The organism is Enterobacter cloacae complex sp. P12RS (assembly GCF_014895875.1).
Classification (GTDB): domain Bacteria; phylum Pseudomonadota; class Gammaproteobacteria; order Enterobacterales; family Enterobacteriaceae; genus Enterobacter; species Enterobacter bugandensis.
Genome location: NZ_JADBQO010000013.1, coordinates 1 through 26634 on the forward strand (window position 1 = coordinate 1; position 26634 = coordinate 26634).

Consider the following 26634-nt stretch of genomic DNA (forward strand, 5'->3'; position numbering starts at 1 on the left):
CTATGTCCCCGGACCGTACAGTGGGAGAGGGCCGGGGTGAGGGCATCAGGCCGCACACAACCATGCTATGCTGTTGGCCAATTAACGACAACATAGCAGGGGAGAAAATGGGTTCCACACGCAAAGGGATGCTGAACGTCCTGATCGCCGCCGTTTTATGGGGCAGTTCCGGAGTTTGCGCGCAGTACATCATGGAGAAAAGCCACATTTCTTCGCCTTACCTGACCATGGTTCGCCTGCTGTTTACCGGCGTGATCCTGCTGACGCTCTCCTTCGTTCACGGCGACAAGATTTTCTCGATCATCAAGCATCGTAAAGACGCCCTCAGTCTGCTGTTTTTCTCGCTGGTCGGCGCGCTCACCGTGCAGCTCACCTTCCTGCTGACGATTGAAAAATCCAACGCCGCTACGGCGACCGTGCTCCAGTTCCTGTCGCCGACCATCATTGTGGCGTGGTTCGCCCTGGCGCGGAAAACGCGTCCCGGCGTGTTTGTCCTGTCAGCGATTTTTACGTCGTTGATCGGCACTTTCCTGCTGGTGACCCACGGCGACCCAACCTCGCTCTCCATCTCCCCTGCCGCGCTGTTCTTCGGCATCGCCTCGGCGTTTGCCGCCGCGTTTTACACCACCTATCCGTCAGCGCTGATTGCCCGCTACGGCACGCTGCCGATTGTCGGCTGGAGCATGTTGATTGCCGGGTTAATGCTTACGCCGTTCTACGCCGGGCGCGGCACCACTTTCGTGATTGACGGCGGCCTGCTGCTGGCGTTTTTCTACCTGGTGGTGATCGGCACGGCGCTGACGTTCAGCCTGTACCTGAAGGGCGCGCAGATGATTGGCGGGCCGAAGGCGAGCATTCTGAGCTGCGCCGAGCCGCTGAGCAGCGCGCTGCTGTCGGTGATATTGCTGGGCGTGGCGTTCACCCTGCCGGACTGGCTGGGGACGCTGCTGATCGTGTCGTCGGTGGTGCTGATTTCGATGGATTCGCGTAGAAGGGTTAAGGCATCGGCGTAGCATGATGCCCTCACCCCAACCCTCTCCCACGGGAGAGGGAGAAAAACACTACTTCGCCTTAACCTTCCCCGCCACCAGCAGCGCGGTCAGCAGCATCAGCGCGCCGGAAATCACCAGCGGTGACGTCAGCCCCAGATGGTCGAGCGCCACGCCGCCAATGGCCGCACCGCAGGTGTTCGCCAGTTGGATCACCGCCACCTGAATCGACCCGGCTTTTTCCGCCTGATCGGCAAGCGTTCGGGTGATCCACGTCGACCAGCCCACCGGTACCAGCGCAAAGGCAAAGCCCCAGATAATCGCAATCGCCGAGGCAACCCACTTGTCGCTACCCCACAGAATCAGCACCGTGGCACTCACCGCCAGCAGCAACGGCGCACCCGCCAGCGCCACCTTCAGGGAGCGCTTCAGGAACTGGGACGACAGCGACGTGCCGATAAAGCTGGCGATACCGAAGCTCAGCAGCACCAGCGTCAGGCCGTCCACGTCAAAGCCCGCCATGGTCATAAACACCGGGCGGATGTAGGTGAAAAAGGCAAACTGCCCGGCAAAGGCCATAAAGATGGCGGTCATCCCCGCCAGCACGCCCGGACGCTTGAGCAGCGCGAACATGTTCTGTTTGTGGTGCGCCGCTTCGCCCGGCAGGGACGGCAGCGCCTTCCACACCCAGATAATGCAGAACACACCCATCACTGCCGCCGCGTTAAAGACGTTACGCCAGCCGATAATCCCACCAAGGAAGCTGCCCAGCGGCGCGGCAATCACCAGCGCAATAGAGACCGCGCCGAAGATAACGGACAGCGCTTTTGGCACGGTGCGCGCGGGCACCAGGCGCATGGTCAGCGAGGCCGACATCGCCCAGAAGCCGCCTAATCCCAGCCCCAAACAGGCGCGACCGAGCAGCAGCAGGGTGAAGCTTTCCGCGAAAGAGACCAGCAGGCAGGAGAGCGTCAGCAGCACGCTGAACAGAATGACCACTTTGCGGCGATCAATCGCGCCAATCACCTGCGTGATAAACAGGCTGGCGAACATCGCCACAAAGGCGGTGACGGTAACGGACTGCCCCGCCACGCCTTCGGAAATGCCCAGATCCTGCGCCATCGGCGTCAGCAGGCTCACCGGTAGAAACTCAACGGTAATCAGGCAGGCGACGCAGAACGCCACGGAGAAAACCGCCGACCAGTTGGGGCGTGACACCTCTTTGGTCTGCGGTCTGGTTGTGGGCTGGATATGTTCTGTCATGGCGTCACCTGAAGATAAAAACGTGCGGAAAAGTCGCGCAGTTTATCATCAAAAGTGTGACGGATTTAACGATTTGACAACTTTTGCCGTTTTTAATGATTCGGAAGGCAGAGCGGCGGTGACTGATACCTTTTCAGCATAACGAAAATGAAAATTCAGTAACCACAATTGAGGTGAAACAATCATAGCGTCTGAAAAGGAGAAACTATGAAAACACGTACTTTATCTCAAAATCTTACCGTCAGTGCCGTCGGCTACGGTGCCATGGGTCTGAGTGAATTTTATGGCCAGACTGATGACAAAGGTTCACTGCAGGTATTGCATAACCTCATCGATCTGAACGTGACGTTTATTGATACCGCAAATTTATATGGCCGTGGCCATAATGAAAGGCTAATCGGTCACTTTCTTGCCGGGCTGGATAAAAACACTCGCGACCAGTTCAAAATCGCCACGAAGTGCGGCATCGATCGCTCTCCTGACGAGTCCTACGCCCGCACCATCAACAATACGCCGGACTATATCATCCGCTGCTGTAACGAATCCCTTAAGCGGCTTGGTGTGGAGCGAATCGACCTCTTTTATCTTCACAGAGTGAGTAACGCAACCCCGATCGAAGAGAGTATGGATTGTCTGCGCACCCTTGTTAAAGAGGGCAAGATCAACCACATCGGCCTTTGCGAAGTGTCGGCTTCAACGCTGCAACGGGCGCATGCGGTGCATCCGGTCACCGCATTGCAAACAGAATATTCTCTGTGGACACGAGACATCGAGGAAAACATTTTGCCGGTCGTGAAAGCGCTAGGTATCGGCCTGGTGCCCTACTCACCTCTTGGCAGAGGCTTCCTGACGGGAAAATACCTGAACAACAACGATTTTGCAGAAGGTGATTTCCGCAAGAATAACGAACGATTTGTTCAGTCCAGCCTCGATCATAATCGCCAGTTGCTCGATATCATTACCCCGCTGGCGACAAAATACGGCTGTACCGCAGGTCAGATTGCGCTTGCCTGGCTGTTAGCACAATACGATCGGCTGGTTCCCATTCCGGGTACTAAGCACGTCAGCTATCTGGCCGAGAACGCGCGCGCTGCCGATATTGTGCTTGAGAAGAGCGATATCGAATCGTTGAACAACCTTCATCGCCGGGTAGCGATTAAAGGCGATCGTTATTCTGCCGAGGGTATGAAGGGCGTGAATGCCTGATACGGCATATTGAAAATAAAAAAACCGGGTTTCCCCGGTTTTTTTATATCTAGGGATACGCCGTTAGCGATAAACGCTCAACGCGACGCCTTCCCCGCCGCCAACGCACAGTGCGGCAACGCCACGCCTGGCATCATTACGGATCAGGGAATGAACCAGCGTCACCAAAATTCGGCAGCCGGATGCACCTATCGCATGCCCAAGCGCGATTGCCCCGCCGTATGGATTGATACGATCCGGGGAAATCCCGGCCCGCTGAATCACGGCCAGCGCCTGGGCGGCAAACGCTTCGTTGGATTCGAGATGATCGACATCCTCAGGCTTCCATCCCGAGCGGGAAAGACAGTCGGCAATGGCCTGAATCGGGGCTGCACCCATTAATGCCGGCTGGATACCGGAATTGGAAAATACGCCCAGCGATGCCAGAACCGGCAAGCCACGTGCTTCGGCAGTCTCACGCGTACAAAGCAGGACCGCCGCGGCACCGTCATTCAACGATGAAGCATTTCCCGCCGTCACCGTACCCTCTTTTCGGAAAACAGGCTTCAGTTTCGTCAATTTTTCGATACTGGTTGCACGGGGTCCTTCATCCCTCTCCACGCTGATCGTTTCACCTTTTCGCGTTTGCCACTCAACCGGGACAATTTCACGCTCAAAAATGCCACGCGCCTGCGCTTCAAGCGCATTGTGGTGAGAGACAAGGGCATATTCATCCTGCATTTCGCGGCTGATACCAAACTCCGTCGCAACATTCTCTGCAGTGATACCCATGTGATAATCGTTGAAGGCATCCCAGAGCCCGTCAGAAACCAGGCTATCTTTGAGAGTAATATCACCCAGCCGCGTTCCGCTACGCGACGTCGTGGCGATATGCGGCGCGTTGGACATACTCTCCTGACCACCGGCGATAACAAACTCAGCCTCCCCCGTCTGCAGCGCCTGCATGCCAAGATGGACCGCCTTAAGCCCGGACCCGCACACTTTGTTTACCGTCAGACATTGCGTATCTACGGGCAATCCAGCATTCAGTGCCGACTGTCGGGCCGGGTTCTGGCCGCACCCCGCAGTAAGAACCTGTCCCATAATGACCTGAGAGATATCACTGGCTTCTACGCCAGATTCTTTCAGGAGCGCCTGAATGACGCGGCTTCCCAGATCAGAGGCTGAATGTTCCGCAAGCGCGCCCTGAAATGCGCCCGTCGCCGTGCGGCGGGCTGCAATAATAACAATCTCGCTCATGCGTCACTTCCCTTCAGTCCTGGCAAAGTATGGCCCGTCGCGGCCATTGCCGCGCGGTATGCAGTAAGACCATTCATGCAGGCGGGAACGCCAGCATATACCGCCATCTGTATCACAATTTCAAGCAGCTCTTCCGGCGTCACGCCGGTATTGAGCGCGCCTCGCATATGCAGTTCTAGCTGCGGCATGGCATTACCCAGCGTCACAAGCGAGGCGACGGTCAACATTTCGCGCGTTTTGAGATCCAGTCCCGGACGACCCACCACATCCCCGAACGCATAGTCGGTAATCAGGGCGGGCAGCCCCGGGTCCAGCTCGCTCAGGCGGCGGGTGACTTTCTCCGCGAGCCCCGCTTCAAGACGGTCCATAATCTCTCTGCCATAGCGCGTGCGGTCATTAATTTGACTCATAAGATTTCTCCATACGGGATTGTTTTGCGGTCAACGTTGCCGGAATAACCGCGACAAGCAGAACGGACAGACCGATGGCCGTACCGGCGACGATATACAGGAGCGGCATTGAAAATGATGAAACCATCCAGGCACCGACTGACGCACCGATACCAATGGCGGTATTGAAAAATGAAACGTAGATTGCGGAGGCCGGGAAGGCTTTATCCTCTGCCATACGTAAAACCCACGTCTGGAAACCGACAAATATTCCTGATACGGCGACACCCCAGACAACCATACTGGTAAATATCAACGCAGCAGAGAGCGAGGAACCAGACAGGCCCAGGAACAGCAGCACTGCACAGATCAGCAGTACAGACAAAGAGACCGTCAGCTTGAGATACTTATCAATCAACACGCCGGTCAGGAAATTACCTGCCAGACCCGCGATGCCGTAAACAAAAAGCACAGCAGGAATAATGGTGGTGGACAGTAAACTCTGCGTGTGTAGCCAGGGTTCAATGTACGTAAAGGCAGCAAAGTGAGCCGTCACAGCCAGCAAGGTTGCTGAGTAAATTTTCCATAATGTTGACGATTTCAGCACGCCTTTAAGCGCATCCAGCCCGAGCGCGCTTTTGCTGGTAATCCTGGGAACAAGAACGCTAATACCCACAAAGGCAATTACGCTCAGCGCGGCCATCAGCCAAAATGCCTGCCGCCAGCCGAAGTGAATACCAATATAGTTGGATACCGGTACGCCAAAAACGCTTGCTGCGGAAACACCACCAAATACGATTGACGTCGCCGCCCCTATATATCTGGCAGGGACCATAGCCACCGCCGTTGCGCCGATCATCGCCCAGAATGCGCCGTGAGCGAGCGCTCCCAGTACGCGGGCGCTAAGCAGCATGCTATAGACGTTTACCGTCGCAGCCATAACGTTAGAGACCAGAAGTACCACGGTAAGCACAAGTAAAAGCCGCTTCTTGGCCACATTCCCTAAAAAGACGGAGGCAAACAGCGCACTCAACGCCCCCACCCAGGCATAAAGCGACACGGTCATGCCCACCGCAGATTCCGAAGACTGTAGCCCCTCTGCGATTGGCGTTAATAATCCGACTGGCGCCAGTTCGGTGGTGACAATAGTAAAGGTTGAAATAGCCAGAATGAATAAAGCTAGCCATGACCTTAACGTCATATTCTGCGGAGTGAGTTCTGAAGTCATACTACTTACCTCAATAAGGATTTAAATAATGTGCCAATTTTTTTCAGTTGCATATCTGGTAAGCGCGGAATGCTCTCCCACACAGACGGGATGGCCAGTGGCTTCCAGCATTGGAATATCCGAAAGATCGTCGCCGTAGGCATAACAATCCACGGGGTTAATCTCTTTATCATCGCAAAAGGCGATAAGCGCGTCTTTTTTACCTGTTCCAATTGTTTGAGGCAGGCCGATTTCACCCGTCAACTCACCTTCGTCATTTATTATCACCGGCGCACAGAGTACTTCCGTTACTCCAAGATATTTTGCAATGGGTGAAAGAATCGGAAGCATAGAGCCCGATATAAATACGGTATACATGTTCTGGTTCTGATGTTTTTTAAGGGCTGAAACAGCACTCTCAATAAAAAAATTGCTTTCCAGCTTACGCCTGAACCACTTCTCACCCATTTCTTCCAGATAACGACAAGACACACCTTTAAACTGACGATAATAATCTCTGTTCAGAGCTTCCCTTGGCACGCCGTTTTTCACGTCGGTGCGAAAACGAGACATATAGCGTTGAAGACGATCGTTTTGATTATTTTCCCTGCACCAGAAATCATAGAAATCAAACATGCTTTTAATATTTATAAGCGTTTCATCAACATCAAAAAAAGCGGCATGTTTACGCAAACTTTATTCCTCGTAGTTTTTTCTTCGACTCTTAACCGGAAAATCTCTATCCGTACCAGACACGCCTGCATCCGCCCAGCGGGAAGGCGCAATTTCAGAAACCACCACGGAAATTTTATCCAGCGGCGCACCCGTGTTTTTGTGAACGGCAAATGTAATATCTTCCTGGAGTCTGATGATTTGATTTTCATCTTTCGCAGGCCAGGTCATAACATGAACAAATGGCATATTTTTCTCACTCTATAGTTGTAAATTCATCGAAGGAACGGCCTTTGAGTTTTAAATGGGCATGGATATCGCCTCCAAGACCATAAAAGCCAATTGCCCCGCCGTAGCTCTGACGCGAGCTCATATAAAGTACGACTACGTTAATAATTCTGTTTCCTTTCCTCGCCGGAGCCGGGAAAGGATCGGTTAACTCTGCCCAATATTCGGCATTACCTTCGCTATCGGTTATAAATACGTTGGGTATTCCCAGCGGACCTGGCCTGCTCGGATCCTCCGAGGCTAGATCGTTTTCCCTGAGACTCATCACGGTGTAAACGCTATCCGGAACAAGGCTCCGGAACGAAAACGTGAACCGGGCTCGTTTCTTATCTTCGGACAATGTGACCTCAAAGGTGCCCTCTGCCTCGAGCCAGGCAGCGAGGGTCACTGGCTCGATCTCTCGCTTTCCATCGCTGCTGCGATAATCCGCGATATAGCCTTCATGAAGTGGCAGGCCAGGCCTTATTTCATTATTGGCCTGCGGCCGCTGTTCTGGTGCGAAAACCATCCGATAGTTGTTCATCGGAATGGGTAAAGGAAGAGTATGAAGAATGATGTCCTTCAACGCGTCCTGAGGCATCTTGTCCAGATCGCACAGAATGTTATAGGGTGCGACTTCCCCAAATGCCGGAAGCGGGCTTTCCGGAGAGACAATGACGCTTCGCCACTGCAGTCCGTTATCCCCTGGCACCATGCCAACCACGACAAAATTACCCTTCCCGTCCATGACCTCCGCAGGGGGGTAAAGCGGCCCCTGCGTGGTCGCAGCCAGACGGTATTTCTGGCTACGTAATTCAGGCATGCGTTACCCCCTGAGTCACCCCTTGCTGCTCAATAAGGGTCGCCTGCATGGCAACCTCAGCCAGAGATTTCTCTTTCTCTGTAATCAGGGCGGAAGGATAGACGGTGAACGAGACATCCATTGTCGCGCAAAGCGTTTGGTGCTGAGTGACGCGAACCTGAGCCTTGAAACGCCCCCGGCGGTCGTTAATATCTTTTTCAAGAAATTCAAAGTGGACCAGCGCCGGTAAAGGGAACAGGAAACTGGCGAAATTGATTGCCATGCTATTAATGACGTAATAGCGTCCACTTTCCTGCTGGTAAATAAATTCTTCGGTGACGCCGATAAAGGCCTGTCGGCTGGCTTCAACCAGGAGCATTCCCTGAATATGCTGCCCCGTCTGATGATCCGCCATCAATTCGCAACGCTCATCGATTAACAGCGGCATCGCATAAAGATCGTGGTTATGCTCAGCTTGTTCCGCAGGACCTATAAGTACATTCTGTTCCAGTCTTTTATGGCAATAAGCATTTTTTTTGTCGCTAACTAGTTTTTCCAGAGAGCACATTTTTAACTTATTACCATGAATCGCATTTCTTGCCTGATTTGAAATTACCTTTCCGGCAAAATCCTTGCGCACGCCCTGCCCAACAATAATTTCATGTTCTTTATCAATGATATTCGCAGGGATTTGAGTCAATAATTCTAGCTGAGATATAGTCAGTACATCTTTACCATTGGCAAATTCATTAAATTTATCGCCAACAACTACCAACTTTTTACAGTTCATTCATTGTCCCTCAACAACAGCAAGCACGATAGATACGTGTATAAAGGCCGTCATTACCGCCAGTAATAAAGTTATCGCCGGCCTGTTGAATGATTTCCTGATAACGCGCATTGGTAAATGCTTCTTTATATGCTGCTTTATCGCCGTTGAATGAGGAGATAAACATTACACCCGGAACGCCACTGATCAGTGAATGAAATGCTTCGAAACTTTCAATCTTATCTTTGTTATCTCTTACAACATTAAAAATGGTTTCATCGCGCCACTGACGGTACTGCTGATAGTTATGCGCAGGCACTTCGACGTGTCGGAGTTGAATATAATTTGATTGTGGCAAGCTATTTTTATTATCAATTGGGGATTCAACAAACTTAAGCAGTTCGCGACGGATATCGGCAGAAAGAACTTCAGAGAAACGATGGAACATGGATTCCATTTCACTTTCAACCCATGCAATTTCTTTAATATCGTTGAATGCGCGTAATTCCAGCAATTCATTAACGCCGTTTTCTTCACAGGTATAGTAGCGAACGTTTTCATTGCTTTTTAAGGAAGTAAATTCTTTTTCAGAAAAAGTGTTTTTTAATGGGAAGCGTGATACCAGTACATATTTGGACGACATAATTACTCCGAGTATTGATTAAGTGAGGATTCGGATAGAAATTTATCAATACAGGAAACTATTGGAATTGTTAAATTTGTAATATATTTTTTGTATTACTGTTAAAACAGGTTTTGCTGCCAGCATTTAGCGTGTAATATCGAAATGGAAAAAAGACGAAATACCTTTTCGCATTTAGGACCCACGTATGGCTACAGCAGAACATTTAATCAGCAATAACCTGCCCAGTATCAAACAATTACAATGCTTTCTCGCTGTTGCACATGAACTGAACTTTCGTAAGGCTGCCGAACGTCTGCGCATGACTCAACCGCCTCTGACGCGTCAGATAAAATGCCTTGAAGCGGTGTTGAAACGTCAGTTGTTCAGTCGCAGTACGCATGACGTTAGCCTCACTGAAGCAGGCCGAGCGCTGGTCGTTCAGGCAGAAAAAATACTCAAAGACATCAGCAGCTTAAAAGAAGACCCTCACTCTTCAGAAACGAATCTGCGCATCGGTCTCACGCGCACGCTTAATTTTGAATATATTGAACCTGTAAATACCCAGCTTCAAAAAATGAACGCCGGAGATGACGTTGAAACGCCCGACCTGACGTCAGCACAGCTGCTGCAAAGCTTGTCTAAAAATATGCTGGATCTGGTGCTGACCGGGGAAAAAGGAACGGGTCATGAAGACATTGTTCAATACCGCTGGGTCTGCCAGGAACCGTTGCTCATCGCAATGCCTTCTTTACATCCTGCCAGTCTGAAAGAGAAAGTCTCGCTGGAAGACATTAGCGATCTTCCACTTTTTTGGTTTTCGAGAAGCGCTAATCCGTCATTCTATGATAAATGCGAAAGCTACTTTGACACGCTGAAAACGCCGCTGAAGCGTATTAAAGAGCCGGATGATTCCCTCGTGATGCTAAGCCGTATCGCAAGAGGGAAAGGGTTTGCGCTGCTGCCTCAGTCAAAATGCACCTTCAATCAGGAGGGGCTATGCTATCGCGAACTAACGGACGATGAGGCAAAGAGATTAAATATTGATATCTATGCCGCAACTCGCCTCAATGAAAACAGAGAGGAGATCCTGAACGCTCAGAATATCTTGTGCGGCAAAAAGGCTTAATGCAGATAAAACACACCTTCTTCCGGCAGAAATAGCTGGTTATAGCGCAGCTGGAAGGCGTTCAGCTCCTGCGGATCGGGCTCCATTTCGCGCATAAAGCCAAGTGCCAGACGAATTTGCGCATCGGTAATGGGTGCGGCAAGGCGGGCTTTACGCAGCATACGGTGCCAGGTATGCAGATTCTCTTCGCTACCGTCGACAATGCAGACCTGCCAGATGAGCAGCACCTGCGCGGCGTTTTGCAGATGCGCCTCGTCAGGCCGCTCAAGGTAGCGGATAAATTCATTGCCCGGTGTTTTACCGAACTGGTCAATCATCGACTCGATTGGCATCGGGGTAATCCCCAGCCGTTCGCTTAAACGTTTGATGGCGCGGCGGGAATCTGAGGTCAGGACGCGAAATCCCACCACAAACACCACGGCAAGCGTTGCCAGCATTATCCAGACCATGCGTTCTCCTTAGACTAGCCGCTCATCATAGCGGGAAACGCAGCGTGTCGACAGCGGCTACGGCCAGAATAGTGAACCGAAAAAAGCTGGATAAATGCGATGTAAGCAATCCCGCGCAGGCGTGGCTGCGCGGGCTGTTGCTGGAGACCCGTCAGCGCGCCTGAAGCCCCTTCAACAGCGCCTCGTGAAAGCGTGCGGGATCCTGCATCTGCGGCGCGTGGCCCATGTCGTTAAACTCCACCAGCGTCGCGTGCGGGATGCGCTTCGCCGTTTCTTTGCCCAGCACCGCATAGTTGCCAAGCGTCTTGCGGACCTCCGGCGGGGCGAGGTCTTTCCCGATGGCGGTGTTGTCCTTCGTGCCGATCATCAATAATACCGGCATCTTCAGGTCGCTAAATTCATAGATGACCGGCTGGGTGTAGATCATGTCGTAGAGCAGCGCCGAGTTCCACGCCACGCGCGCCTTACCCGGCCCGTTGTTCAGCCCGGCAAGCATCGTGACCCAGCGTTCGTACTCCGGCTTCCACTCCCCGGCGTAGTAGGTATTTTTCTCGTACTGACGAATGCCGTCGGCGCTGACCTTCAGCTCGCGCTGGTACCACTGGTCAACCGTGATATGCGGCACGCCGCGCGCTTTCCAGTCTTCCAGGCCTATCGGGTTCACCATCACCAGCTGCTCTACCTGCTGCGGCCACATTAGCGCGTAGCGGGTTGCCAGCATGCCGCCGGTCGAGTGGCCGATAACCGTCGCGCGATCGACGCCAAGCGATGTGAGCAGCGCGTGGGTGTTGTCCGCCAGCTGCTGGAAGGTGTACTGATAATGCGCCGGCTTGGTGGATTTACAGAAACCAATCTGGTCGGGTGCGATCACGCGATACCCGCTGGCCGACAGCGCACGGATCGTGCCGTCCCAGGTGCCGGCGCAAAAGTTTTTGCCGTGCATCAGCACCACGGTACGTCCGTTGGGTTTTTCCGGCTTCACGTCCAGGTAAGCCATATCCAGAGACTGGTTTTGCGAGGTAAAGGTAAAGTGTTTTACCGGCCAGCCGTAGTCGAAACCTTCCAGCTTCTCGCCGTAGGTGGGGGCATCCGCAGCCATTGCGGGGGACGCCAGCGCCATCAGCAGCGCCAGGCAGGACAATCGTCGGGTTAACATGCAAGCTCTCCGTTAGCAAAAGGGGCTAAGGCTGCACGAAAGGCGGCAGCAAAAAACACTGTAGAGCATGGAGAGGAGTGGGTGTGTAAAGCGGGGTAAAGGTAGGACGAGCAAATAAAAAAAGCCCGGCGGTCAGCCGGGCAAAGAAGTTACCTGCACACTCAGGCCGCTTTTAATTTCTGCGCGCGGTTCTCGCGGCGAATTTTACGTTCTTCCAGCACCGCGACCATCGCCATCAGGACGATACAGCCAATCGCTGCCGCATCCAGCGCCGCGAAGGTGCCCGCCCAACCGGTGAGGCCGAAAATCGGCGTACCGTCGGCGATCATCCCCAGGCCCAGCTTGGCGAAGCTGTCGCCGATCAGGTAGGCGAAGGTGCCTTTAATCCCATCGGCGGCGCCGATCGCTTTTTTCGGCACGAACCCTACGGCCGCCACGCCAATCAGCAACTGAGGGCCAAACACCAGGAAGCCGAGTGCGAACAGGGACGCCAGGTAAACGTACTGGTTGCTGGCGTGCTGGTAGATGCCGAGCGTGGCGATAATCAGCGCCAGCGCGACGCAGGCCACCAGCGCACGGCGGCCGTTGGCGAGGTCGGAGAGCCAGCCCCACAGCAGCGTGCCGACCAGCGCGCCCACTTCGAACAGGGTGAAGCCCTGAATCGCCACCTCTTTCGAGAGCTTCAACTCCTGGAAGGCGTACACCGTTGACCACTGGTCGATGCCGATGCGCACCACGTACAGGAAGATGTTCGAGAAGCACAGCAGCCAGATCACTTTGTTTTTCAGCACGTACTCAACAAAGATCTGCCATTTGGACATCTCGTTCTCTTCGGTCTCTTTGTCCTCTTCGCTGATCTCCTCGCCGAACAGCTCTTCGGCTTTGCCGAGGCCGTAGGATTCCGGGGAGTCGCTGCCGAAGCGCAGGCCGATAAAGCCGACGATCAGGGCGATAATCGACGGGAAGATAAACATGCCGATCACGTGGCCGTCGAACAGATAGTTCGCGCCAAACAGCGCCACGCCTGCCGCACCCGCCCCGCCGAGGTTGTGGGAGATGTTCCACATGCCGAGGTACGAACCCCGCTTACGGCGCGGCGTCCATTTGGTGATGGTGGAGTAGCTGCACGACCCGCCGGTGCTCTGGAAGAAACCGCTCAGGGCGTAGAAGGCGATCATCAGGAACAGGCTGATGGAGCCCGCGCCCATGCTGGCGCTGAAGCCGAGCATACAGATGGCGGAGAGGATCAGCATAAACGGCAGGAACTGCTTGGTGTTTTTGCCGTCCGCGTAGTAGGACACAACCGTTTTCCCCACCCCGTAGGTGATGGAGAAGCCCAGGCCAATCATCCCCAGCTGCGTCATGCTCAGCCCGTAGGTGGAGATCATGTCGTTCTGCGCGATGTTAAAGTTTTTGCGGATCAGGTACATGGTCAGGTAGCCGATGAAGACCACCAGATAAGACTGCATGAACGGTTTGAACCACATCTTGCGCCGCACGTCGAGCGGCAGATCCAGGGTCGGCTTGCGCACCTGGTTTAAGAAGGCCAGCATGGTTGGTTTACTCCTGAGCTGATTTTTGCAGCATTGTAAAAATCAGCCGGGAGAGATGCCTGAGACAGCGTCCAGGTGAAACCGGGAAAATTTCCTAGTTTTGCGGCACTCGGCAACAAAAGGTGAGGCACGTCACGCTTCGCGCGGCGCCTGGGCGTGCAAAAACGGCAGCAGCAGCAAGGCGGAAATGCCCGCCGCGATGGCGATCGCCGCGAAGAACCCGCTCCAGTGCCAGACGTCGATGACCCGTGCCAGCGGCCAGCCGGAGAGCGACGCGCCGAGGTAGGCAAACAGCCCGACAAAGCCCGTCGCCGCGCCTGCCGCCTCCTTGTGCGAGCACTCCGCCGCCGCCATGCCGATCAGCATCTGCGGGCCAAAGACAAAAAAGCCGATGGTGAAGAAGCACGCCGCCTGCATCACGTAGCTGGCGAACGGCATCAGCCACAGCGAGCCCACGGAGAGCAAAATCCCGGCGGCAAAAATCAGGTTCATCGGGCCGCGGTTGCCGTTGAACAGCTTGTCCGAGCCCCAGCCCGCCACCAGCGCGCCGATAAACCCACCCAGCTCAAACATTGTGACCGCAGAGTTAGCGGTCACCAGGTCCACGCCGAGCGTCTCGGACATGTACAGGTTGCCCCAGTCGTTGATCGCCGCGCGCACCACGTAGACCAGCACGTAGCAGAGGGACAGCAGCCAGATGTACGGATTTTTCAGCACGTATTTGGTGAGGATTTCCTGGCGGGACAGCCCGGCGCCCTCCTGCTGCTGAGCGATCTCCATCTCGTCGTGCCGCCAGTCGCCCACCGCCGGCAGGCCGACGGTTTGCGGCCTGTCGCGCAGGCGCCAGCAGAGGAACAGCCCGGCGACAATCGCGAGGGCACCGGCAATCATCATCCCCGTGCGCCAGCCGTAGTGCAGCGCTGCGGCTCCCACCACCATCGGGATCAGCGCACCGCCAACGTTATGCGCGGTGTTCCAGATTGCCCACCATCCGCCGCGCTCGTTGCGCGAGTACCAGGCGGTGAGCAGGCGGGCGCAGACCGGCGCGCCCCAGCCCTGGAAAAAGGCGTTCAGCGCCCACAACAGGGCGAAGGCCCACAGCGAGGTGGAGAAGCCAAACAGGATGTTCACCACGCCGGTGGCGATCAGCCCGACACCCATGAAATAGCGCGCGTTGGAGCGGTCGCTGACGATGCCGGAGAAGAACTTCGACAGCCCGTAGCTGATGTAAAACAGCGTCGCCAGCAGGCCGATATCGGTGCGCGTCATCACGCCGTTGGCGAGGATTTCCGGCGCGGCGGCGTTGAAGCTTTTACGGGTGAAGTAGAACAGCGCATAGCCGAGCCAGATGGTGATCAGGATATGGCGACGCCAGTAGCGGTAGCGGGCGTCGATTTCCGCCTTGTCGCGCAACGGAGCCGCGCTGGTTGGGGTTTTAAACATGGTACGTCCTTAACGGCAAACTGACGCTGACGCGCGTCCCGTGGGTGCAGGAGAGGGTCAGCGTGCCGCCCAGCGCCTTGACGCGCTCGCGCATGCCCGCCAGGCCAAAGCCCTGCTGGCCGGAGCCCGGCGGCAGGCCGCAGCCGTCGTCTTCAATCACCAGCATCAGGCGCTCGTCCTGCTGCCAGCCCTGGATCGTCACCGCGCTTGCATTGGCATGTTTAACGATATTGTTCAGCCCCTCCTGACAGACGCGGAACAGCGTCACGCGCTGGCCTTCGCTGAGCAATGATTCATCAATGCGCCAGTCGAGATGGCTGACAATGCCGCGGCTTTCCAGCTCCATCTCGCGCATCAGGGAGCGTATCGCCTGCTCCAGCGACAGATCATCAAGCTGGCGCGGACGCAGCCGTCCCAGCAAGCGGCGAACGGCGTCATAGACACCCAGCGAAAGCTGTTCGATATGCGCCCCGCCCTGCTTCACGCCCGCGTTATCCGCCGCCAGACGCTGGACGATGCCCGCCTGCGTGCGGATGGCGGTTATGGTCTGGCCGATATCATCGTGCAGCTCGCGAGCCACCTCCTGCCGCACGCTCTCTTCGGTTTCCAGCAGACGCTCCGCCAGACGTCGGTTGCGCGCCAGCTCGGCTTGCAGGGACTGGTTCAGCTCGCGCAGACGCTGAATGCCCGCGCCGAGCAGCAGTCCGGTCAGGCTCTGGGCCAGCAGCGAGAGCAGCAGATCCACCGGATGATCGTGCCAGGTCTGGCTGGCGATCAGCGCGATGGCGTTCATCAGCGTGGCGATCAGCGCCCCCTGCCAGCCGTAGTGCCAGGCCAGAGCGATGATCGGCAGCGCCAGGCAAAACGGCGTGAAGCGCGAAAGCTCGGCGGGCAGACCAAGCTGCAGCCACAGGCTCACCATAAACAGCAGCAAATACCAGATGAGGTGTCGGGCGCGCCAGTTCACCGGTTGGGAGACCAGCGCGGGGCCGAGCGGCTGCCAGACGGTGCTGGTGAGGTAGTGCCAGAAAACCAGACAGGTCGGCGCGAGGGTCAGACCACCGGTCAGGGTCAGAAGCAGGGCGTTAAGCATCTCCTTCTCGCCGATCCACGGCAGGGATTGTAACAGCGCGGCGGCAATCAGCGCCGCCCCCTGACGCAGCAGCGTGCGCCAGTCGCGCTGGTAGCGGTAGCGGGAAATCAGGGCAACGGGGAGAAGCGTAAGCAGGCTTCCGGTCATCAATAAGGGAAGATGCGCGAGGGCCACCTCCTGCGCCAGCCAGACCAGCATCAGCCACTCCGCGCCGAGCAAAACGGGCCAGTAGCCGCGCGGGCACTGGAGCATTAGCCCCAGACGCAGGCCGAAGGGAAACAGCAGCACCGCCAGCTCCGGACGCTCCACCAGGTGCAGGCTGATGCTCCACAGGCAAAACCATGCGGCGGAGAAGATAAAAAAGCTGGCAACGACGGCGATCAGCCGCGAAAACACGGGACTCATTGCCAGCTGTCGAACATGCGGCGCGCCAGCTCGACGTCATTGCTGACGTTGAGTTTTTCCATCAGGTTGGCGCGGTGGACGTGCACGGTTTTCGGCGACAGATCCAGCTCGGCGGCAATCTCTTTCACCGACATGCCCTGGGCAAGCTTCTCCGCCACCTGGCGCTCGCGTCTGGTGAGCGGATCCTGACGTCCGGCCGCCAGCTTGATGGCGATATCCGGCGTCAGGTAGCAGCCGCCGGTGGAGACGGTGCGCACGGCAGCGATCAGCTCGTCCGGGCTACAGCGTTTGGAGAGGAAGCCGCGCGCCCCCGCGTTGAGCGCCTGCTCGACCAGCGCCGGGCTGTCGTGAACCGAGAGCATGATCGTCGCCATCCCTTTCGGCAGCTGGCTCAACAGCTCCAGCCCGGAGAGATCCGGCATCGAGATGTCACAGATACAGACCTGCACCCCGCGCCCCGGCAGGCCCGCCAGCGCCTCGTGACCGGAGCCAAACTCGGCCACGACCTGAAAATCCGGTTCGAGGTTAAGAAGCTGGGCAAAGCCGGAGCGGACGATAAGGTGGTCGTCGATGAGAGCGATGGTGGTCATGTGTGTTCCTGCGATCTGAAAAAGCCGGATGACGCTGCGCTTATCCGGCCTACAAGAGCGAAAGACGCTTACCTTAAGCGATTTACTCGAAAAACACCGCAATTTTGTTAAACATGGTGGGATCGGACTGGTTGCGCGCCACTTTGGTGACGTCTTCCAGCTTGTCGATCTGCGCCATCATCTGCTCCAGACGCTGATCGTCGTTGACCAGTAGCCAGATGCGGCTGTGCTCGCTGCCCTGAATCGGCAGGCAGAGAATACCTTCCACGTTAAACGCGCGGCGGGCAAACAGCCCACAGACGTGGGTCATAACGCCAGGGTGGTTGCGGACGGTGAGTTCCAGAATGACGTTATCATGTTGTTTCTGCATGGTTTATTCCCCCACCATCTCAGTATTGGCCGCACCCGGCGGCACCATCGGATACACTTTTTGTTCAGGGTCGATACGCACGTGGATCAGCGCCGGGCCGGGACGAGAAATCGCCGCCTGCAGCGCCGCGTGGGCGTCTTCTTCCGCGTTCAGATCGCAGGTGTGCAGGCCAAAGCCGGCGGCAATCTGCATAAAGTTAATCATCCCCGGATAGGTCGCCGCAAACACGCCCTGCTTGTAGAACAGGCTCTGCTGCTGGTGTACCAGGCCCAGCGCCTCATTGTTCATCAGGATGATTTTCACGTCTAACTGGTTTTCGGCTGCAGTCGCCATCTCCTGAATGTTCATCATCAGGCTGCCGTCGCCGGAGAAGCAGATAACCTTGCGGTCCGGGTTGGCGAGCGCCGCGCCTACTGCCGCCGGCAGGCCGAAGCCCATGGTGCCGAGGCCGCCGGAGGTCAGCCACTGGCGCGGACGATTCAGCGGATACGCCTGCGCGGTCCACATCTGGTGCTGGCCCACGTCAGTGGTGATAATCGCGCTGTCGTCCACGCAGGCGGCCACGGCGTTGATCAGCCCGTAGTGGCTCAGCGGGTCGCCCTCAGCTGGAATGGCGCCCGGGAACTCGCGTTGCAGATCCGCCACCAGCTGACGCCAGTCGGCCCGGTCAGTTGCGTCCGTCTGCGGGATCAGTTGCGCCAGCACTTCGGCCACGTCGCCCTGAATCGCCACGTGCGGCTGTTTGATTTTACCCAGCTCGGCGCGGTCAATATCCACGTGAATAATTTTGGCGTTCGGGCAGAACTGCTCGGTTTTGCCAATCGCCCGGTCATCAAAACGTGCCCCCATAACAATCAGCAAATCCGCCTCTTGCAGGATGTAGTTGGTGCTACGCGCGCCGTGCATGCCCAGCATGCCTAATGACAACGGATGCGCTTTAGGCAGCATACCCAGCGCCATCAGGGTCATGGTGGTCGGCAGGTTGGCCTTTTCCGCAAACTGGCGGATTTCATCCGCAGCGTTAATCGCCCCGCCGCCCAGATAGAGCACCGGGCGTTTGGCTGCATTAATCATGGCGGCAGCGTCGCGCACGCTTTCAGCGCTGAATTCCGGCGCGGGGGCGCGCTCGCCCGGCTCCGGCAACACGTCGATCTCGATCTCTGCGGTCTGGACATCCTTAGGAATGTCTATCCACACCGGGCCCGGGCGGCCAGACTGCGCAATGCGGAACGCATCACTGATAACCTGAGGCAGCTCGCTGATATCGCGAACTAAATAGTTATGTTTGGTGATGGGGATAGAGATGCCGTAGGTGTCCACTTCCTGGAACGCATCGGTGCCGATCATCGAGGACGGCACCTGGCCGGTAATGCAGATCAGCGGAATGGAGTCGAGGCGCGCGTCGGCGATGGCGGTCACCAGGTTGGTTGCGCCGGGGCCGCTGCAGGCCATACAGACCGCCGGTTTGCCCTGCGTACGCGCCATGCCCTGAGCGATAAAGCCTGCCCCCTGCTCGTGACGCGCCAGCACGTGGCGGATCTGCGTGCTTTGGCTCAACGCATCGTACAGCGGCAGCACGGTTCCACCCGGGATACCCGCAACCGTGGTGATGCCCTGTCGTTCCAGTAAATGAACAATCAGCTGCGCGCCTGTAAAACGCGTCTTTGTGGATGTTGTGCCCGAACTTGCCATGCTCCAGTCCTTTTCTTCTGGGCCGACTTTCCGGGGAGGGTCCTAAACGAAAAACCCCGCCCGGTTTGCGCCGGCGGGGTTTTGGATTCGTGTGTTGATCCAGTCCCTACGGCGCATTGCCGACGACCACCACCACACGCACGACGACCACTGCGGCAGGTTGCGCAGTTTTTAGTAGGGTCGAAGTGAAGATGGATGAAGTCATTGGGGACCTGTGTTTGGAATCATTGATTGAATTTATACAAACACAGGTTTTCGGGCGTGACAATGGAAATATTTTCATCTGCGCAAAAATGCGTCAGGGATCACGTTTCAGTACGTTGCTCGCTCATTCCAGGAGTCACTATACATGACATTGCCGTCGCAATGCTTCCAGGTGATTTTCTCATAGCGTATGAGAACCGTTTCAAGGTGTGTTCCCGTGTTTGCGCCGGGATACAGGTCAGGTGTGATTGAAGTTATTTTCACATTCTCCAGGAGGATATTAAAATATTCCTGTTCTAAACCCGCCTCATTAATCTGATACATCTTAATGGTGGCTGACTGGAGTGTTCTTCCCGTACTCAGCGCGCGAAAGAGAAGCGGGGTTACACGATCAAATTCTTTCTGGAACATGATGGGCATGTGTATGCGCGTGCCCGTCAATTTCCCGGTATTCCCGTCGACTGGAATGTTGACATTATGAGTGAATGATTTGAGTTCAATTGCACCTTCACGCCCTGTCACAAGGCAGGGGCCAACCATGGGGGAACCATTTTCATCTGTAAGAAATAAATAAGCCGGATTTGACATAACGAATACCTTTTTTTTTAAAAATCAATCGTACTTATCAAAACGACCAAAAATTATTGGATGAACAAGGATAAATACACCGATAGCAATAAATGTGAGTAATACCCAGTGGTCAGGTACCAACCATAGAAAAAAAGAGGCGCATACAAAAACATAAACGGGAAATAAAATATCCGTAAAGAGAATTGATAACAGACTCTTAAACACGCTACTTGTCCCTTAAGTCGTCGTAAATCGCTTCAAAATCCCTGTAGAAACCCATTTGAACCTTCTTAATCAGTTCAGACAGGAATGGTTCAATAAAGTAATAGAGCATTTCCAGTTGTGCGGCATAGAGGGTGGCGTAATACTTTGGGTCCAACGTTTTCAGGCGACGAGCAGCAAGCGCGCACTTCTGGTCCGTGCCAATCAATTGAAATGCCATTACAACGTTCGGTACGCGACGTGCAAGCCGTTCGACGACGATTTCTGAGAGCAGGCCAGATTTGGAAAGATATATTGCCAACCCCCATGCTATTGCTAAACGCGCTGCTTTGCTTGTCGGGATATTTTTAACAAATCCGGTTACTTGTGAACCCGTCTTGCGGGCGCGATTTTGTTCATTTCCATTTTTAGAGTCATTTAGAACACTTTTAAAATAAAGATAGAGCATCTGTGCTATTACATCACGATAACGGTAAAGAGACACAATGGAGAGGTACATTCTCTTTTCTTCTGAGAGAAGCTCATCACATACATCGTGATAGCTGGGGATTAAGCATGATGAGTACCAGCTTACACGCTCCATTCCTGAATAGATATCAGAGCCGATTCCCTTTAATGCTTTCCATGTCCCGGCAACGCCTTGCTGTCCATAAATAGCCAACTGTCTGTCGCCCTGGAACTTCATCTTCAAATAATCCGATGCTTGCATAAGATATCCATATCATGATTGTGGCTATAAAAATATACAATGAAAAGCAGTGTAATTCAAACTGGTGAATTGCCTCAAAAATACATTCACGAGAAAAATAATTCGATTGAATATTATTTTTTAAGGCTATATACGATGCGGTTTTAATATCCTGGCGAGTCTGTTTTTTATATTAAATGACTTATTTGGTGCTGCATCTCGTAAAACTATCCTGGTTCCCCTGCATAAAATTGATTTCTTAAGAAGCCTGACCAGGCCACCGCTTATCCCGGTATTTTTTTGTGGGCAGACCAGAAAACAAAAAAACCCCGCCGGAGCGAGGTTTTTATCAGGGTTTTGCGGTTGGTCGCCGCAGAACACACTGTGTTACGTCAACGCGAAAAGTATACGCGATAGAACTCGAACGCGCAATTCCGGCACGGATTTTGACGTTTTTGAGTATGGATCACCTTCTAAATTTTGTCCAAAAAATACTGTTCATACATACAGTATTTATCTATACTGAGGGTGTTCGCAGTGAGCGAGGGGGCCGCAGTTTACCGGCGCAACGAAGTCCTGGCTGAAACGGGTGGTGCCGTCAGTGCCTTAACCCCTGAAGTGAGCACACTGTGTTACGTCAATCCAGGTGCTGGCAACAGGCGGCGGAAAGGTACGCCAGCATCGTGCTCCTTTTAACCAAAAGGAGACGCGTATGAGCGTAGTGGATATGGTGATACTTATCCTCAAACTCATTGTTGCAGTACTGCAACTGCTTGATGCTGTCCTGAAATACGTTCGGTAATTCAGGTTCAAGTCGCACCTGAGAGGGGCGGGCAACCGCCCCTCTTTAATAACGAGGGAATGCTATGTCGCGTCTGTTAATTGAGCCTGTCACACCGGATGAGCCGGGGTATATCGCCCTGAAGGCGGAAAGTATCGCGCTGAATTTCAACATGCTGCGCAGGCTGGAAGAGAACTGGCTGCGGGGTGAGAACCGCTTTAACGCGCCGGGTGAAAAGCTGCTGGGTGCGTTTCTTAACGGCAAGCTGGTGGGCGTGTGTGGCCTCAACCGCGATCCGTTCAGCCAGCAGCCGCGTGCCGGACGCATTCGCCATCTCTACGTCAGCGAGAAGTGCCGCGGGCTGGGCATTGGAAAACAGCTTTTAACCGTAGTGATGGCGGATGCCAGCATCTGGTTTGATTTTCTGAATACTCACGCGCCGGACAGCGCGTACGGATTTTACAATCGAGCCGGTTTTACGCTGGTCTCAGACGAACCACGGGTGACGCACCGCCTTTTTTGTGCGGTGTAACCGGCTGGCGGCATCAGGATGTGAATGTTACAGTTGAGTGACAATTCATCACCCAATACGCCATGACCATCACCGTTTTCTGCATTTTGCTTTTCGCCGCACTGCTGCATGCCAGCTGGAACGCTATCGTTAAAGCCGGAACGGATAAACTCTACTCTGCGATCGGCGTTAGCGGCTCAGCCGCGATTATTGCCCTGATTTTACTGCCCTTCTCACCACAGCCTTCTGCGGCAAGCTGGCCGTTTTTGATCGTCTCCTGCGCCTTACAGGTGGTCTACACCGTGCTTGTGGCGAAGACCTATCAGGTCTCAGACATGAGCCAGACCTATCCGCTGATGCGCGGCACCGCCCCGCTGCTGGTGGCGCTGATCAGCGTGCTGGCGCTCGGCGACCATCTCTCCTGGCTAGCCTGGTCCGGTATCGGAGTCATTTGCCTGTCGATTCTGGCGATGGCGATGAATGGCCGCATGCAGTCACGCAGGGGGATCTGGCTGGCGCTGCTGAACGCCTGTTTTATCGCCGGGTATACGCTGGTGGACGGCACCGGCGTGCGGCTGTCGGACACCGCGCTGGGCTACACGCTCTGGACCTTCTTTATGAACGGCTTCTGCCTGCTGGGCTGGGCGATGGTGGCGCGTCGGCGCGAGGCATCCAGCTACCTGCGCCTGCACTGGAAAAAAGGGCTGCTCGGCGGCGTGGGGACCATGGGCTCTTACGGTCTGGCCCTCTGGGCGATGACGCAGGCGCCGCTGGCGGTGGTCGCCGCGCTGCGTGAAACCTCGATTCTTTTCGGGGCGCTGATCGCCTTTGTCCTTTTAAAAGAGAAGGTTGCGGGCCTGCGCATCGCGGCAGCGCTGGGTATTGCTGTCGGCGCTATTCTGCTGCGTCTGGCGTAAATCGCTGGCAACATTAGTTGCCGTTCTTGTTTACAAATCCTGCCTTTCCCGGTTTTTTCATTCACCGCAACAATGCTTAAATTGTCATCTGTCTGTGGTAGATTCCTCGCGCATTTATGGGAATGCGTAGTCACTTATTCTTCATTTCTCTCTTTTGGCAAAAGTATTCAGCGACATGAAAAAGCAAAGGAACGTTAACTTATTGTTGATGCTGGTGTTACTGGTGGCCGTCGGTCAGATGGCGCAAACCATCTACATTCCGGCGATTGCCGACATGGCAAAGGAACTGAACGTCCGCGAAGGCGCGGTGCAGAGCGTGATGGCAGCCTACCTGCTGACCTATGGCGTTTCACAGCTCTTCTACGGCCCGCTCTCCGACCGCGTCGGGCGTCGCCCGGTGATCCTGGTGGGCATGAGCATTTTCATGGTAGCGACGGTGATTGCCATTACCACCCACAGCCTGACCGTACTGATTGCCGCCAGCGCCCTGCAGGGCGTTGGGACGGGTGTCGGCGGGGTGATGGCGCGAACCTTACCGCGCGATATGTATCAGGGCACCCAGCTCCGCCACGCCAACAGCCTGTTAAACATGGGCATTCTGGTCAGCCCGCTTCTCGCTCCACTGATTGGCGGCCTGCTGGACACAATGTGGTCCTGGCGCGCCTGTTACGCCTTTCTGCTGGTGCTCTGCGTAATTGTCACCTTCAGCATGGCGCGCTGGATGCCGGAAACCCGTCCAAAAGACGCGCCGCGCACGAAGCTTCTCACAAGCTATAAGACGCTGTTCGGCAACGGCGCGTTTACCTGCTACCTGCTGATGCTGATCGGCGGCCTGGCGGGTATTGCAGTGTTCGAAGCCTGCTCCGGCGTGCTGCTGGGCGCGGGTCTTGGCCTGAGCAGCATGGTGGTGAGCATTCTGTTTATTCTGCCAATCCCGGCGGCGTTCTTTGGCGCCTGGTTTGCCGGGCGTCAGAACAAGCGCTTTTCAACCCTGATGTGGCAGGCCGTGATCAGCTGCCTGCTGGCGGGTCTGATGATGTGGATCCCGGGGCTGTTTGGCGTGATGACCGTCTGGACGCTGCTGATTCCGGCGGCGCTGTTCTTCTTCGGCGCGGGAATGCTGTTCCCGCTCGCCACCAGCGGCGCGATGGAGCCGTTCCCGTTCCTCGCCGGCACGGCGGGCGCGCTGGTGGGCGGTTTGCAGAACATCGGTTCCGGCGCGCTGGCCTGGCTCTCGGCCATGATGCCGCAGACCGGGCAGGCTAGTTTGGGCCTGCTGATGACGCTAATGGGGCTGCTGATTTTACTGTGCTGGCTGCCGCTGTCGTCGCGCGTTCCGCATCACGAGCAGCCGGTTTAACCGCATGATGGCCCGGCTTCTCGCCGGGCTTTTCACAGACGGGCGCAATCATCGCCTGCAATAACGGCTCCGGCGCAGGCCGCCAGGCCCCCTCTTCCCCGTCATAAAACTGGAAATCCGCGTTAAGCGCATACGGGATTTTCGCCTTTTGCAGCTCGCAGGCCATAAAGGTGGCGAAGGCCATTTGCGAAGCGGTTGGCGTGAGGTGGTTTGACTCCCCCACGCCCCAGCCCCCAACCCAACTGACGTGCCCGGTTTTTTGCTGCCAGCGCAGCGCGGCGCTGATGCGGTTACGGATAGCCGCCTTCTCAGCCGCCGTGCCGGACGTCCACGGGTATTTACCGCTATTTTTCAGCGGCCCCCACGGGAAAATATGCCACTCCGCCAGCAGGTAGTTTTGACTGTGCGCAGGCAGCTTCAGGCCGGATAAATCTTCCGGCGCGGCACGCAGGCGCGGCGCAATGAAAATCATGCGCTGCGGGTCGATGTCGTGGATCGCTTTAATGGTTTTTTCATACACGCGGTTTAACGACGCGAGGTTGTGGTTAAGCTTGTCGGCTGGCTCATAAATGAGGTCAAAACCCAGCAGCGGATAGCTCTGGCCGAAATAGTGCGCCACGGCAATCCACCAGTTGATCGTCTCTTTCTCGTTATCGGCTTTGGGGTCGTTTTTATATTCATCGGCCTGATAAGCGATAATCGGGATCACGCCATATTGCTCGCAGGCTTCCACCAGCTTGCGCAGGTGGATCAGCCGTGCTTCCGTCGGCTCATCGGCGACGCGAATGCGCACGTGGGTAATGCCTTTTGCGCGAAAATCGCGAACCACCAGCGGGTCGAACTCGCGTATGCCGCGCTCGGTGCGCGCCCAGTCCACATCCATCCCGACGCCCAGCTGCTGCGCATAACGGGCAGCCGTCAGCGGCGGCTCAGCGGCAATGGCCCAGCCGGAAGAGATCAGTAACGCGGTCGCTATAAGAGGCTTTAACACGGTTTACCCTGGATAAATCGAAAGCATTACCTGTATTTAGCATGCTTTTTCACATTTGGTGTAGCGCGAAAGCGTAATAATTCTTCAACCTGCCAGTTCTCTCAGCCAGCCGATAAAGGCGTCTATTTTCGGCCACTGTCGGCCCGAAAGCGTCGAAACATAGTAGTGCTGATGGCATTTCAGGGTCTTGTCACCAAACGGGGCGATCAGTTCGCCCCGTTCAAGCCGTTTTTGCACCAGCCGCTTTCTCCCCATCGCGACGCCGACGTGGTTGATGGCCGCAATAATCGCTAAGTAGGAACAATCGAAACCAATACCCGACGATGGCGGCATATTCACCGCAAAGTGCTGCGCCCAGCTCAGCCACTCATCCGTACCGGAATCATTGCTCCAGGCCTGACGGTCGTGCAGCAGCGTGCAGTGGCTAAGGTTATCGGGGTTTTTCAACAGCTCATGCTCGCGGGCATACTGCGGCGAGCAGACGGGCAAAATCTCTTCGTCCATCAGGAAGTGATGAGACAGATGGTTTGGCGGCGTATCGTCGAAATAGAGCGCCAGATCGACCCCCGTTCGCTGCATATTGATGTAATCATTGCCGGTCAGGACGGTGAGCGAAATCGACGGATAGCGGCGGGTAAAGTCGCCCAGCATGGGTACCAGCCAGCACTGAGCGATCGACGGCCGGGAGTAGACCGTCAGCGTGCCGGACAGCGCCTGGTTTTTGATGTCCAGGATCTCCTGATTCAGGGTGTCGAGGGACGATTTTAGCGTCCAGTAAACGCGCTTTCCCTCCTGCGTCAGCTCGACTTTACGGTGCGAACGGACAAACAGCTGAATACCGAGCTCTTCTTCGAGCAGGTTGATGCGGTGGCTCACCGCGCTGGGGCTGAGCGACAGCTCCTCCGCCGCCAGCGCGAAGGATTCATGTCGAGCCGCCACTTCAAAGGTGTACATTTTCGACAGCTGCCAGCCGTTGAGCAGCCGGTTTCTGGCTTCATTTGCATCGGTCATCACAATTCTCACGCGTGGTTTCTGCGCTCAGCATACTGTTTAAGGGTGAATATATGTGAACCTAATGCGGTTTA

Annotated in this window: 29 protein-coding genes; 7 read left to right on the forward strand and 22 right to left on the reverse strand. The window is 55.4% G+C overall.

Annotated features, from left to right (window positions below; all coding sequences use genetic code 11):
* The first annotated feature begins 107 nt into the window (after positions 1–107).
* Complete coding sequence (locus tag IM284_RS09620) at positions 108–1013, forward strand: EamA family transporter (RefSeq protein ID WP_047366710.1); 906 nt, start codon at positions 108–110, stop codon at positions 1011–1013.
* 48 nt (positions 1014–1061) lie between these two features.
* Here the strand turns inward: IM284_RS09620 and nepI are convergent, their stop codons facing one another.
* Positions 1062–2252 carry a purine ribonucleoside efflux pump NepI gene (gene nepI / locus IM284_RS09625; RefSeq protein WP_047366711.1) on the reverse strand — a complete coding sequence of 397 codons (1191 nt, stop codon included), beginning with the start codon at positions 2250–2252 and terminating at the stop codon, positions 1062–1064.
* Positions 2253–2459: 207 nt separating this feature from the next.
* Between nepI and IM284_RS09630 the strand changes: the two genes are divergently transcribed.
* Positions 2460–3458, forward strand: coding sequence for an aldo/keto reductase (locus IM284_RS09630; protein WP_047366712.1), 999 nt, complete (start codon positions 2460–2462; stop codon positions 3456–3458).
* A 63-nt stretch (positions 3459–3521) separates the two neighbouring features.
* Here IM284_RS09630 and IM284_RS09635 read toward each other — a convergent pair whose 3' ends face one another.
* From IM284_RS09635 to IM284_RS09670, 8 genes are read right to left on the reverse strand one after another with little or no spacing between them, the layout of a single operon-like run.
* Complete coding sequence (locus IM284_RS09635) at positions 3522–4697, reverse strand: acetyl-CoA C-acetyltransferase (protein WP_028014974.1); 1176 nt, start codon at positions 4695–4697, stop codon at positions 3522–3524.
* Complete coding sequence (locus tag IM284_RS09640) at positions 4694–5107, reverse strand: carboxymuconolactone decarboxylase family protein (RefSeq protein WP_047366713.1); 414 nt, start codon at positions 5105–5107, stop codon at positions 4694–4696. The genes IM284_RS09635 and IM284_RS09640 overlap by 4 nt, the downstream gene beginning before the upstream one ends.
* The gene (locus IM284_RS09645; protein WP_041911706.1) at positions 5094–6314 is read right to left on the reverse strand and encodes an MFS transporter; all 1221 of its coding nucleotides are present in this window, start codon (positions 6312–6314) and stop codon (positions 5094–5096) included. The genes IM284_RS09640 and IM284_RS09645 overlap by 14 nt, the downstream gene beginning before the upstream one ends.
* Positions 6315–6335: 21 nt before the next feature.
* Complete coding sequence (locus IM284_RS09650) at positions 6336–6986, reverse strand: HAD family phosphatase (protein WP_047366714.1); 651 nt, start codon at positions 6984–6986, stop codon at positions 6336–6338.
* A gap of 3 nt (positions 6987–6989) precedes the next feature.
* Complete coding sequence (locus IM284_RS09655) at positions 6990–7214, reverse strand: 2-hydroxymuconate tautomerase (RefSeq protein WP_041911708.1); 225 nt, start codon at positions 7212–7214, stop codon at positions 6990–6992.
* Between the two features lie 7 nt (positions 7215–7221).
* Positions 7222–8055: a hypothetical protein gene (locus IM284_RS09660; protein WP_047366715.1), complete on the reverse strand. Its 834-nt coding sequence runs from the start codon at positions 8053–8055 to the stop codon at positions 7222–7224.
* The gene (locus IM284_RS09665; protein ID WP_047366716.1) at positions 8048–8824 is read right to left on the reverse strand and encodes an AfsA-related hotdog domain-containing protein; all 777 of its coding nucleotides are present in this window, start codon (positions 8822–8824) and stop codon (positions 8048–8050) included. The genes IM284_RS09660 and IM284_RS09665 overlap by 8 nt, the downstream gene beginning before the upstream one ends.
* A 10-nt stretch (positions 8825–8834) precedes the next feature.
* A complete protein-coding gene (locus IM284_RS09670) occupies positions 8835–9446 on the reverse strand; it encodes a hypothetical protein (protein ID WP_045260828.1) in 612 nt (203 codons plus the stop codon).
* A 187-nt stretch (positions 9447–9633) separates the two neighbouring features.
* Here IM284_RS09670 and IM284_RS09675 point away from each other — a divergent pair, with 187 nt between their 5' ends.
* Entirely contained in the window at positions 9634–10554 is a 921-nt protein-coding gene (locus tag IM284_RS09675) for a LysR family transcriptional regulator (protein WP_028014966.1), read from the forward strand.
* On the opposite strand, the gene IM284_RS09680 is transcribed toward IM284_RS09675, so the two are convergent.
* The 11 genes from IM284_RS09680 to IM284_RS09730 form a co-directional block, all read right to left on the reverse strand.
* Complete coding sequence (locus tag IM284_RS09680) at positions 10551–11003, reverse strand: DUF1198 domain-containing protein (protein WP_028014965.1); 453 nt, start codon at positions 11001–11003, stop codon at positions 10551–10553. The genes IM284_RS09675 and IM284_RS09680 overlap by 4 nt on opposite strands.
* Positions 11004–11154: 151 nt before the next feature.
* Positions 11155–12159: an alpha/beta fold hydrolase gene (locus tag IM284_RS09685; RefSeq protein ID WP_047366717.1), complete on the reverse strand. Its 1005-nt coding sequence runs from the start codon at positions 12157–12159 to the stop codon at positions 11155–11157.
* A 161-nt stretch (positions 12160–12320) separates the two neighbouring features.
* Entirely contained in the window at positions 12321–13712 is a 1392-nt protein-coding gene (uhpT, locus tag IM284_RS09690; protein ID WP_047366718.1) for a hexose-6-phosphate:phosphate antiporter, read from the reverse strand.
* Positions 13713–13844: 132 nt separating this feature from the next.
* Positions 13845–15155 carry an MFS transporter gene (locus tag IM284_RS09695; RefSeq protein WP_047366719.1) on the reverse strand — a complete coding sequence of 437 codons (1311 nt, stop codon included), beginning with the start codon at positions 15153–15155 and terminating at the stop codon, positions 13845–13847.
* Entirely contained in the window at positions 15148–16653 is a 1506-nt protein-coding gene (gene uhpB / locus IM284_RS09700; RefSeq protein ID WP_047366720.1) for a signal transduction histidine-protein kinase/phosphatase UhpB, read from the reverse strand. The genes IM284_RS09695 and uhpB overlap by 8 nt, the downstream gene beginning before the upstream one ends.
* Complete coding sequence (gene uhpA / locus IM284_RS09705; RefSeq protein ID WP_041911714.1) at positions 16650–17243, reverse strand: transcriptional regulator UhpA; 594 nt, start codon at positions 17241–17243, stop codon at positions 16650–16652. The genes uhpB and uhpA overlap by 4 nt, the downstream gene beginning before the upstream one ends.
* Before the next feature lie 82 nt (positions 17244–17325).
* Positions 17326–17613: an acetolactate synthase small subunit gene (gene ilvN / locus IM284_RS09710; RefSeq protein ID WP_010426528.1), complete on the reverse strand. Its 288-nt coding sequence runs from the start codon at positions 17611–17613 to the stop codon at positions 17326–17328.
* 3 nt (positions 17614–17616) lie between these two features.
* On the reverse strand, positions 17617–19305 hold the full coding sequence (ilvB, locus tag IM284_RS09715) for an acetolactate synthase large subunit (RefSeq protein WP_045260834.1): 1689 nt from the start codon (positions 19303–19305) through the stop codon (positions 17617–17619).
* Positions 19306–19411: 106 nt separating this feature from the next.
* Positions 19412–19510 (reverse strand): ilvB operon leader peptide IvbL, encoded by a 99-nt coding sequence (gene ivbL, locus IM284_RS09720; RefSeq protein WP_057979964.1) that lies wholly within the window; start codon positions 19508–19510, stop codon positions 19412–19414.
* 107 nt (positions 19511–19617) lie between these two features.
* Positions 19618–20097: a type VI secretion system tube protein TssD gene (locus IM284_RS09725; protein WP_047366721.1), complete on the reverse strand. Its 480-nt coding sequence runs from the start codon at positions 20095–20097 to the stop codon at positions 19618–19620.
* Positions 20098–20305: 208 nt separating this feature from the next.
* Positions 20306–21010 (reverse strand): hypothetical protein, encoded by a 705-nt coding sequence (locus IM284_RS09730; RefSeq protein ID WP_048957713.1) that lies wholly within the window; start codon positions 21008–21010, stop codon positions 20306–20308.
* A gap of 691 nt (positions 21011–21701) precedes the next feature.
* Here IM284_RS09730 and tisB point away from each other — a divergent pair.
* The 4 genes from tisB to emrD all read left to right on the forward strand — a co-directional run bounded on the left by tisB (position 21702) and on the right by emrD (position 24558).
* A complete protein-coding gene (tisB, locus tag IM284_RS09735) occupies positions 21702–21791 on the forward strand; it encodes a type I toxin-antitoxin system toxin TisB (protein ID WP_045260836.1) in 90 nt (29 codons plus the stop codon).
* Between the two features lie 64 nt (positions 21792–21855).
* Entirely contained in the window at positions 21856–22302 is a 447-nt protein-coding gene (locus IM284_RS09740) for a GNAT family N-acetyltransferase (protein ID WP_028014956.1), read from the forward strand.
* A gap of 62 nt (positions 22303–22364) precedes the next feature.
* Positions 22365–23198 (forward strand): EamA family transporter, encoded by an 834-nt coding sequence (locus IM284_RS09745; protein WP_028014955.1) that lies wholly within the window; start codon positions 22365–22367, stop codon positions 23196–23198.
* Between the two features lie 175 nt (positions 23199–23373).
* The gene (emrD, locus tag IM284_RS09750) at positions 23374–24558 is read left to right on the forward strand and encodes a multidrug efflux MFS transporter EmrD (RefSeq protein ID WP_039024559.1); all 1185 of its coding nucleotides are present in this window, start codon (positions 23374–23376) and stop codon (positions 24556–24558) included.
* Here the strand turns inward: emrD and IM284_RS09755 are convergent.
* Positions 24461–25549 carry a glycoside hydrolase family 5 protein gene (locus IM284_RS09755; RefSeq protein WP_047366722.1) on the reverse strand — a complete coding sequence of 363 codons (1089 nt, stop codon included), beginning with the start codon at positions 25547–25549 and terminating at the stop codon, positions 24461–24463. The genes emrD and IM284_RS09755 overlap by 98 nt on opposite strands.
* A gap of 84 nt (positions 25550–25633) precedes the next feature.
* Positions 25634–26560 carry a DNA-binding transcriptional regulator DsdC gene (gene dsdC, locus IM284_RS09760; RefSeq protein WP_047366723.1) on the reverse strand — a complete coding sequence of 309 codons (927 nt, stop codon included), beginning with the start codon at positions 26558–26560 and terminating at the stop codon, positions 25634–25636.
* Between the last annotated feature and the right edge of the window lie 74 nt (positions 26561–26634).

Excerpts from the sequence above, each read along its gene's own strand:
- IM284_RS09620 (WP_047366710.1), top strand. The coding sequence starts at position 108 with ATGGGTTCCACACGCAAAGGGATGCTGAACGTCCTGATCGCCGCCGTT.
- nepI (WP_047366711.1), bottom strand. The coding sequence starts at position 2,252 with ATGACAGAACATATCCAGCCCACAACCAGACCGCAGACCAAAGAGGTG.
- IM284_RS09630 (WP_047366712.1), top strand. The coding sequence starts at position 2,460 with ATGAAAACACGTACTTTATCTCAAAATCTTACCGTCAGTGCCGTCGGC.
- IM284_RS09635 (WP_028014974.1), bottom strand. The coding sequence starts at position 4,697 with ATGAGCGAGATTGTTATTATTGCAGCCCGCCGCACGGCGACGGGCGCA.
- IM284_RS09640 (WP_047366713.1), bottom strand. The coding sequence starts at position 5,107 with ATGAGTCAAATTAATGACCGCACGCGCTATGGCAGAGAGATTATGGAC.
- IM284_RS09645 (WP_041911706.1), bottom strand. The coding sequence starts at position 6,314 with ATGACTTCAGAACTCACTCCGCAGAATATGACGTTAAGGTCATGGCTA.
- IM284_RS09655 (WP_041911708.1), bottom strand. The coding sequence starts at position 7,214 with ATGCCATTTGTTCATGTTATGACCTGGCCTGCGAAAGATGAAAATCAA.
- IM284_RS09660 (WP_047366715.1), bottom strand. The coding sequence starts at position 8,055 with ATGCCTGAATTACGTAGCCAGAAATACCGTCTGGCTGCGACCACGCAG.
- IM284_RS09665 (WP_047366716.1), bottom strand. The coding sequence starts at position 8,824 with ATGAACTGTAAAAAGTTGGTAGTTGTTGGCGATAAATTTAATGAATTT.
- IM284_RS09670 (WP_045260828.1), bottom strand. The coding sequence starts at position 9,446 with ATGTCGTCCAAATATGTACTGGTATCACGCTTCCCATTAAAAAACACT.
- IM284_RS09675 (WP_028014966.1), top strand. The coding sequence starts at position 9,634 with ATGGCTACAGCAGAACATTTAATCAGCAATAACCTGCCCAGTATCAAA.
- IM284_RS09680 (WP_028014965.1), bottom strand. The coding sequence starts at position 11,003 with ATGGTCTGGATAATGCTGGCAACGCTTGCCGTGGTGTTTGTGGTGGGA.
- IM284_RS09685 (WP_047366717.1), bottom strand. The coding sequence starts at position 12,159 with ATGTTAACCCGACGATTGTCCTGCCTGGCGCTGCTGATGGCGCTGGCG.
- uhpT (WP_047366718.1), bottom strand. The coding sequence starts at position 13,712 with ATGCTGGCCTTCTTAAACCAGGTGCGCAAGCCGACCCTGGATCTGCCG.
- IM284_RS09695 (WP_047366719.1), bottom strand. The coding sequence starts at position 15,155 with ATGTTTAAAACCCCAACCAGCGCGGCTCCGTTGCGCGACAAGGCGGAA.
- uhpB (WP_047366720.1), bottom strand. The coding sequence starts at position 16,653 with ATGAGTCCCGTGTTTTCGCGGCTGATCGCCGTCGTTGCCAGCTTTTTT.
- uhpA (WP_041911714.1), bottom strand. The coding sequence starts at position 17,243 with ATGACCACCATCGCTCTCATCGACGACCACCTTATCGTCCGCTCCGGC.
- ilvN (WP_010426528.1), bottom strand. The coding sequence starts at position 17,613 with ATGCAGAAACAACATGATAACGTCATTCTGGAACTCACCGTCCGCAAC.
- ilvB (WP_045260834.1), bottom strand. The coding sequence starts at position 19,305 with ATGGCAAGTTCGGGCACAACATCCACAAAGACGCGTTTTACAGGCGCG.
- ivbL (WP_057979964.1), bottom strand. The coding sequence starts at position 19,510 with ATGACTTCATCCATCTTCACTTCGACCCTACTAAAAACTGCGCAACCT.
- IM284_RS09725 (WP_047366721.1), bottom strand. The coding sequence starts at position 20,097 with ATGTCAAATCCGGCTTATTTATTTCTTACAGATGAAAATGGTTCCCCC.
- IM284_RS09730 (WP_048957713.1), bottom strand. The coding sequence starts at position 21,010 with ATGCAAGCATCGGATTATTTGAAGATGAAGTTCCAGGGCGACAGACAG.
- tisB (WP_045260836.1), top strand. The coding sequence starts at position 21,702 with ATGAGCGTAGTGGATATGGTGATACTTATCCTCAAACTCATTGTTGCA.
- IM284_RS09740 (WP_028014956.1), top strand. The coding sequence starts at position 21,856 with ATGTCGCGTCTGTTAATTGAGCCTGTCACACCGGATGAGCCGGGGTAT.
- IM284_RS09745 (WP_028014955.1), top strand. The coding sequence starts at position 22,365 with ATGACCATCACCGTTTTCTGCATTTTGCTTTTCGCCGCACTGCTGCAT.
- emrD (WP_039024559.1), top strand. The coding sequence starts at position 23,374 with ATGAAAAAGCAAAGGAACGTTAACTTATTGTTGATGCTGGTGTTACTG.
- dsdC (WP_047366723.1), bottom strand. The coding sequence starts at position 26,560 with ATGACCGATGCAAATGAAGCCAGAAACCGGCTGCTCAACGGCTGGCAG.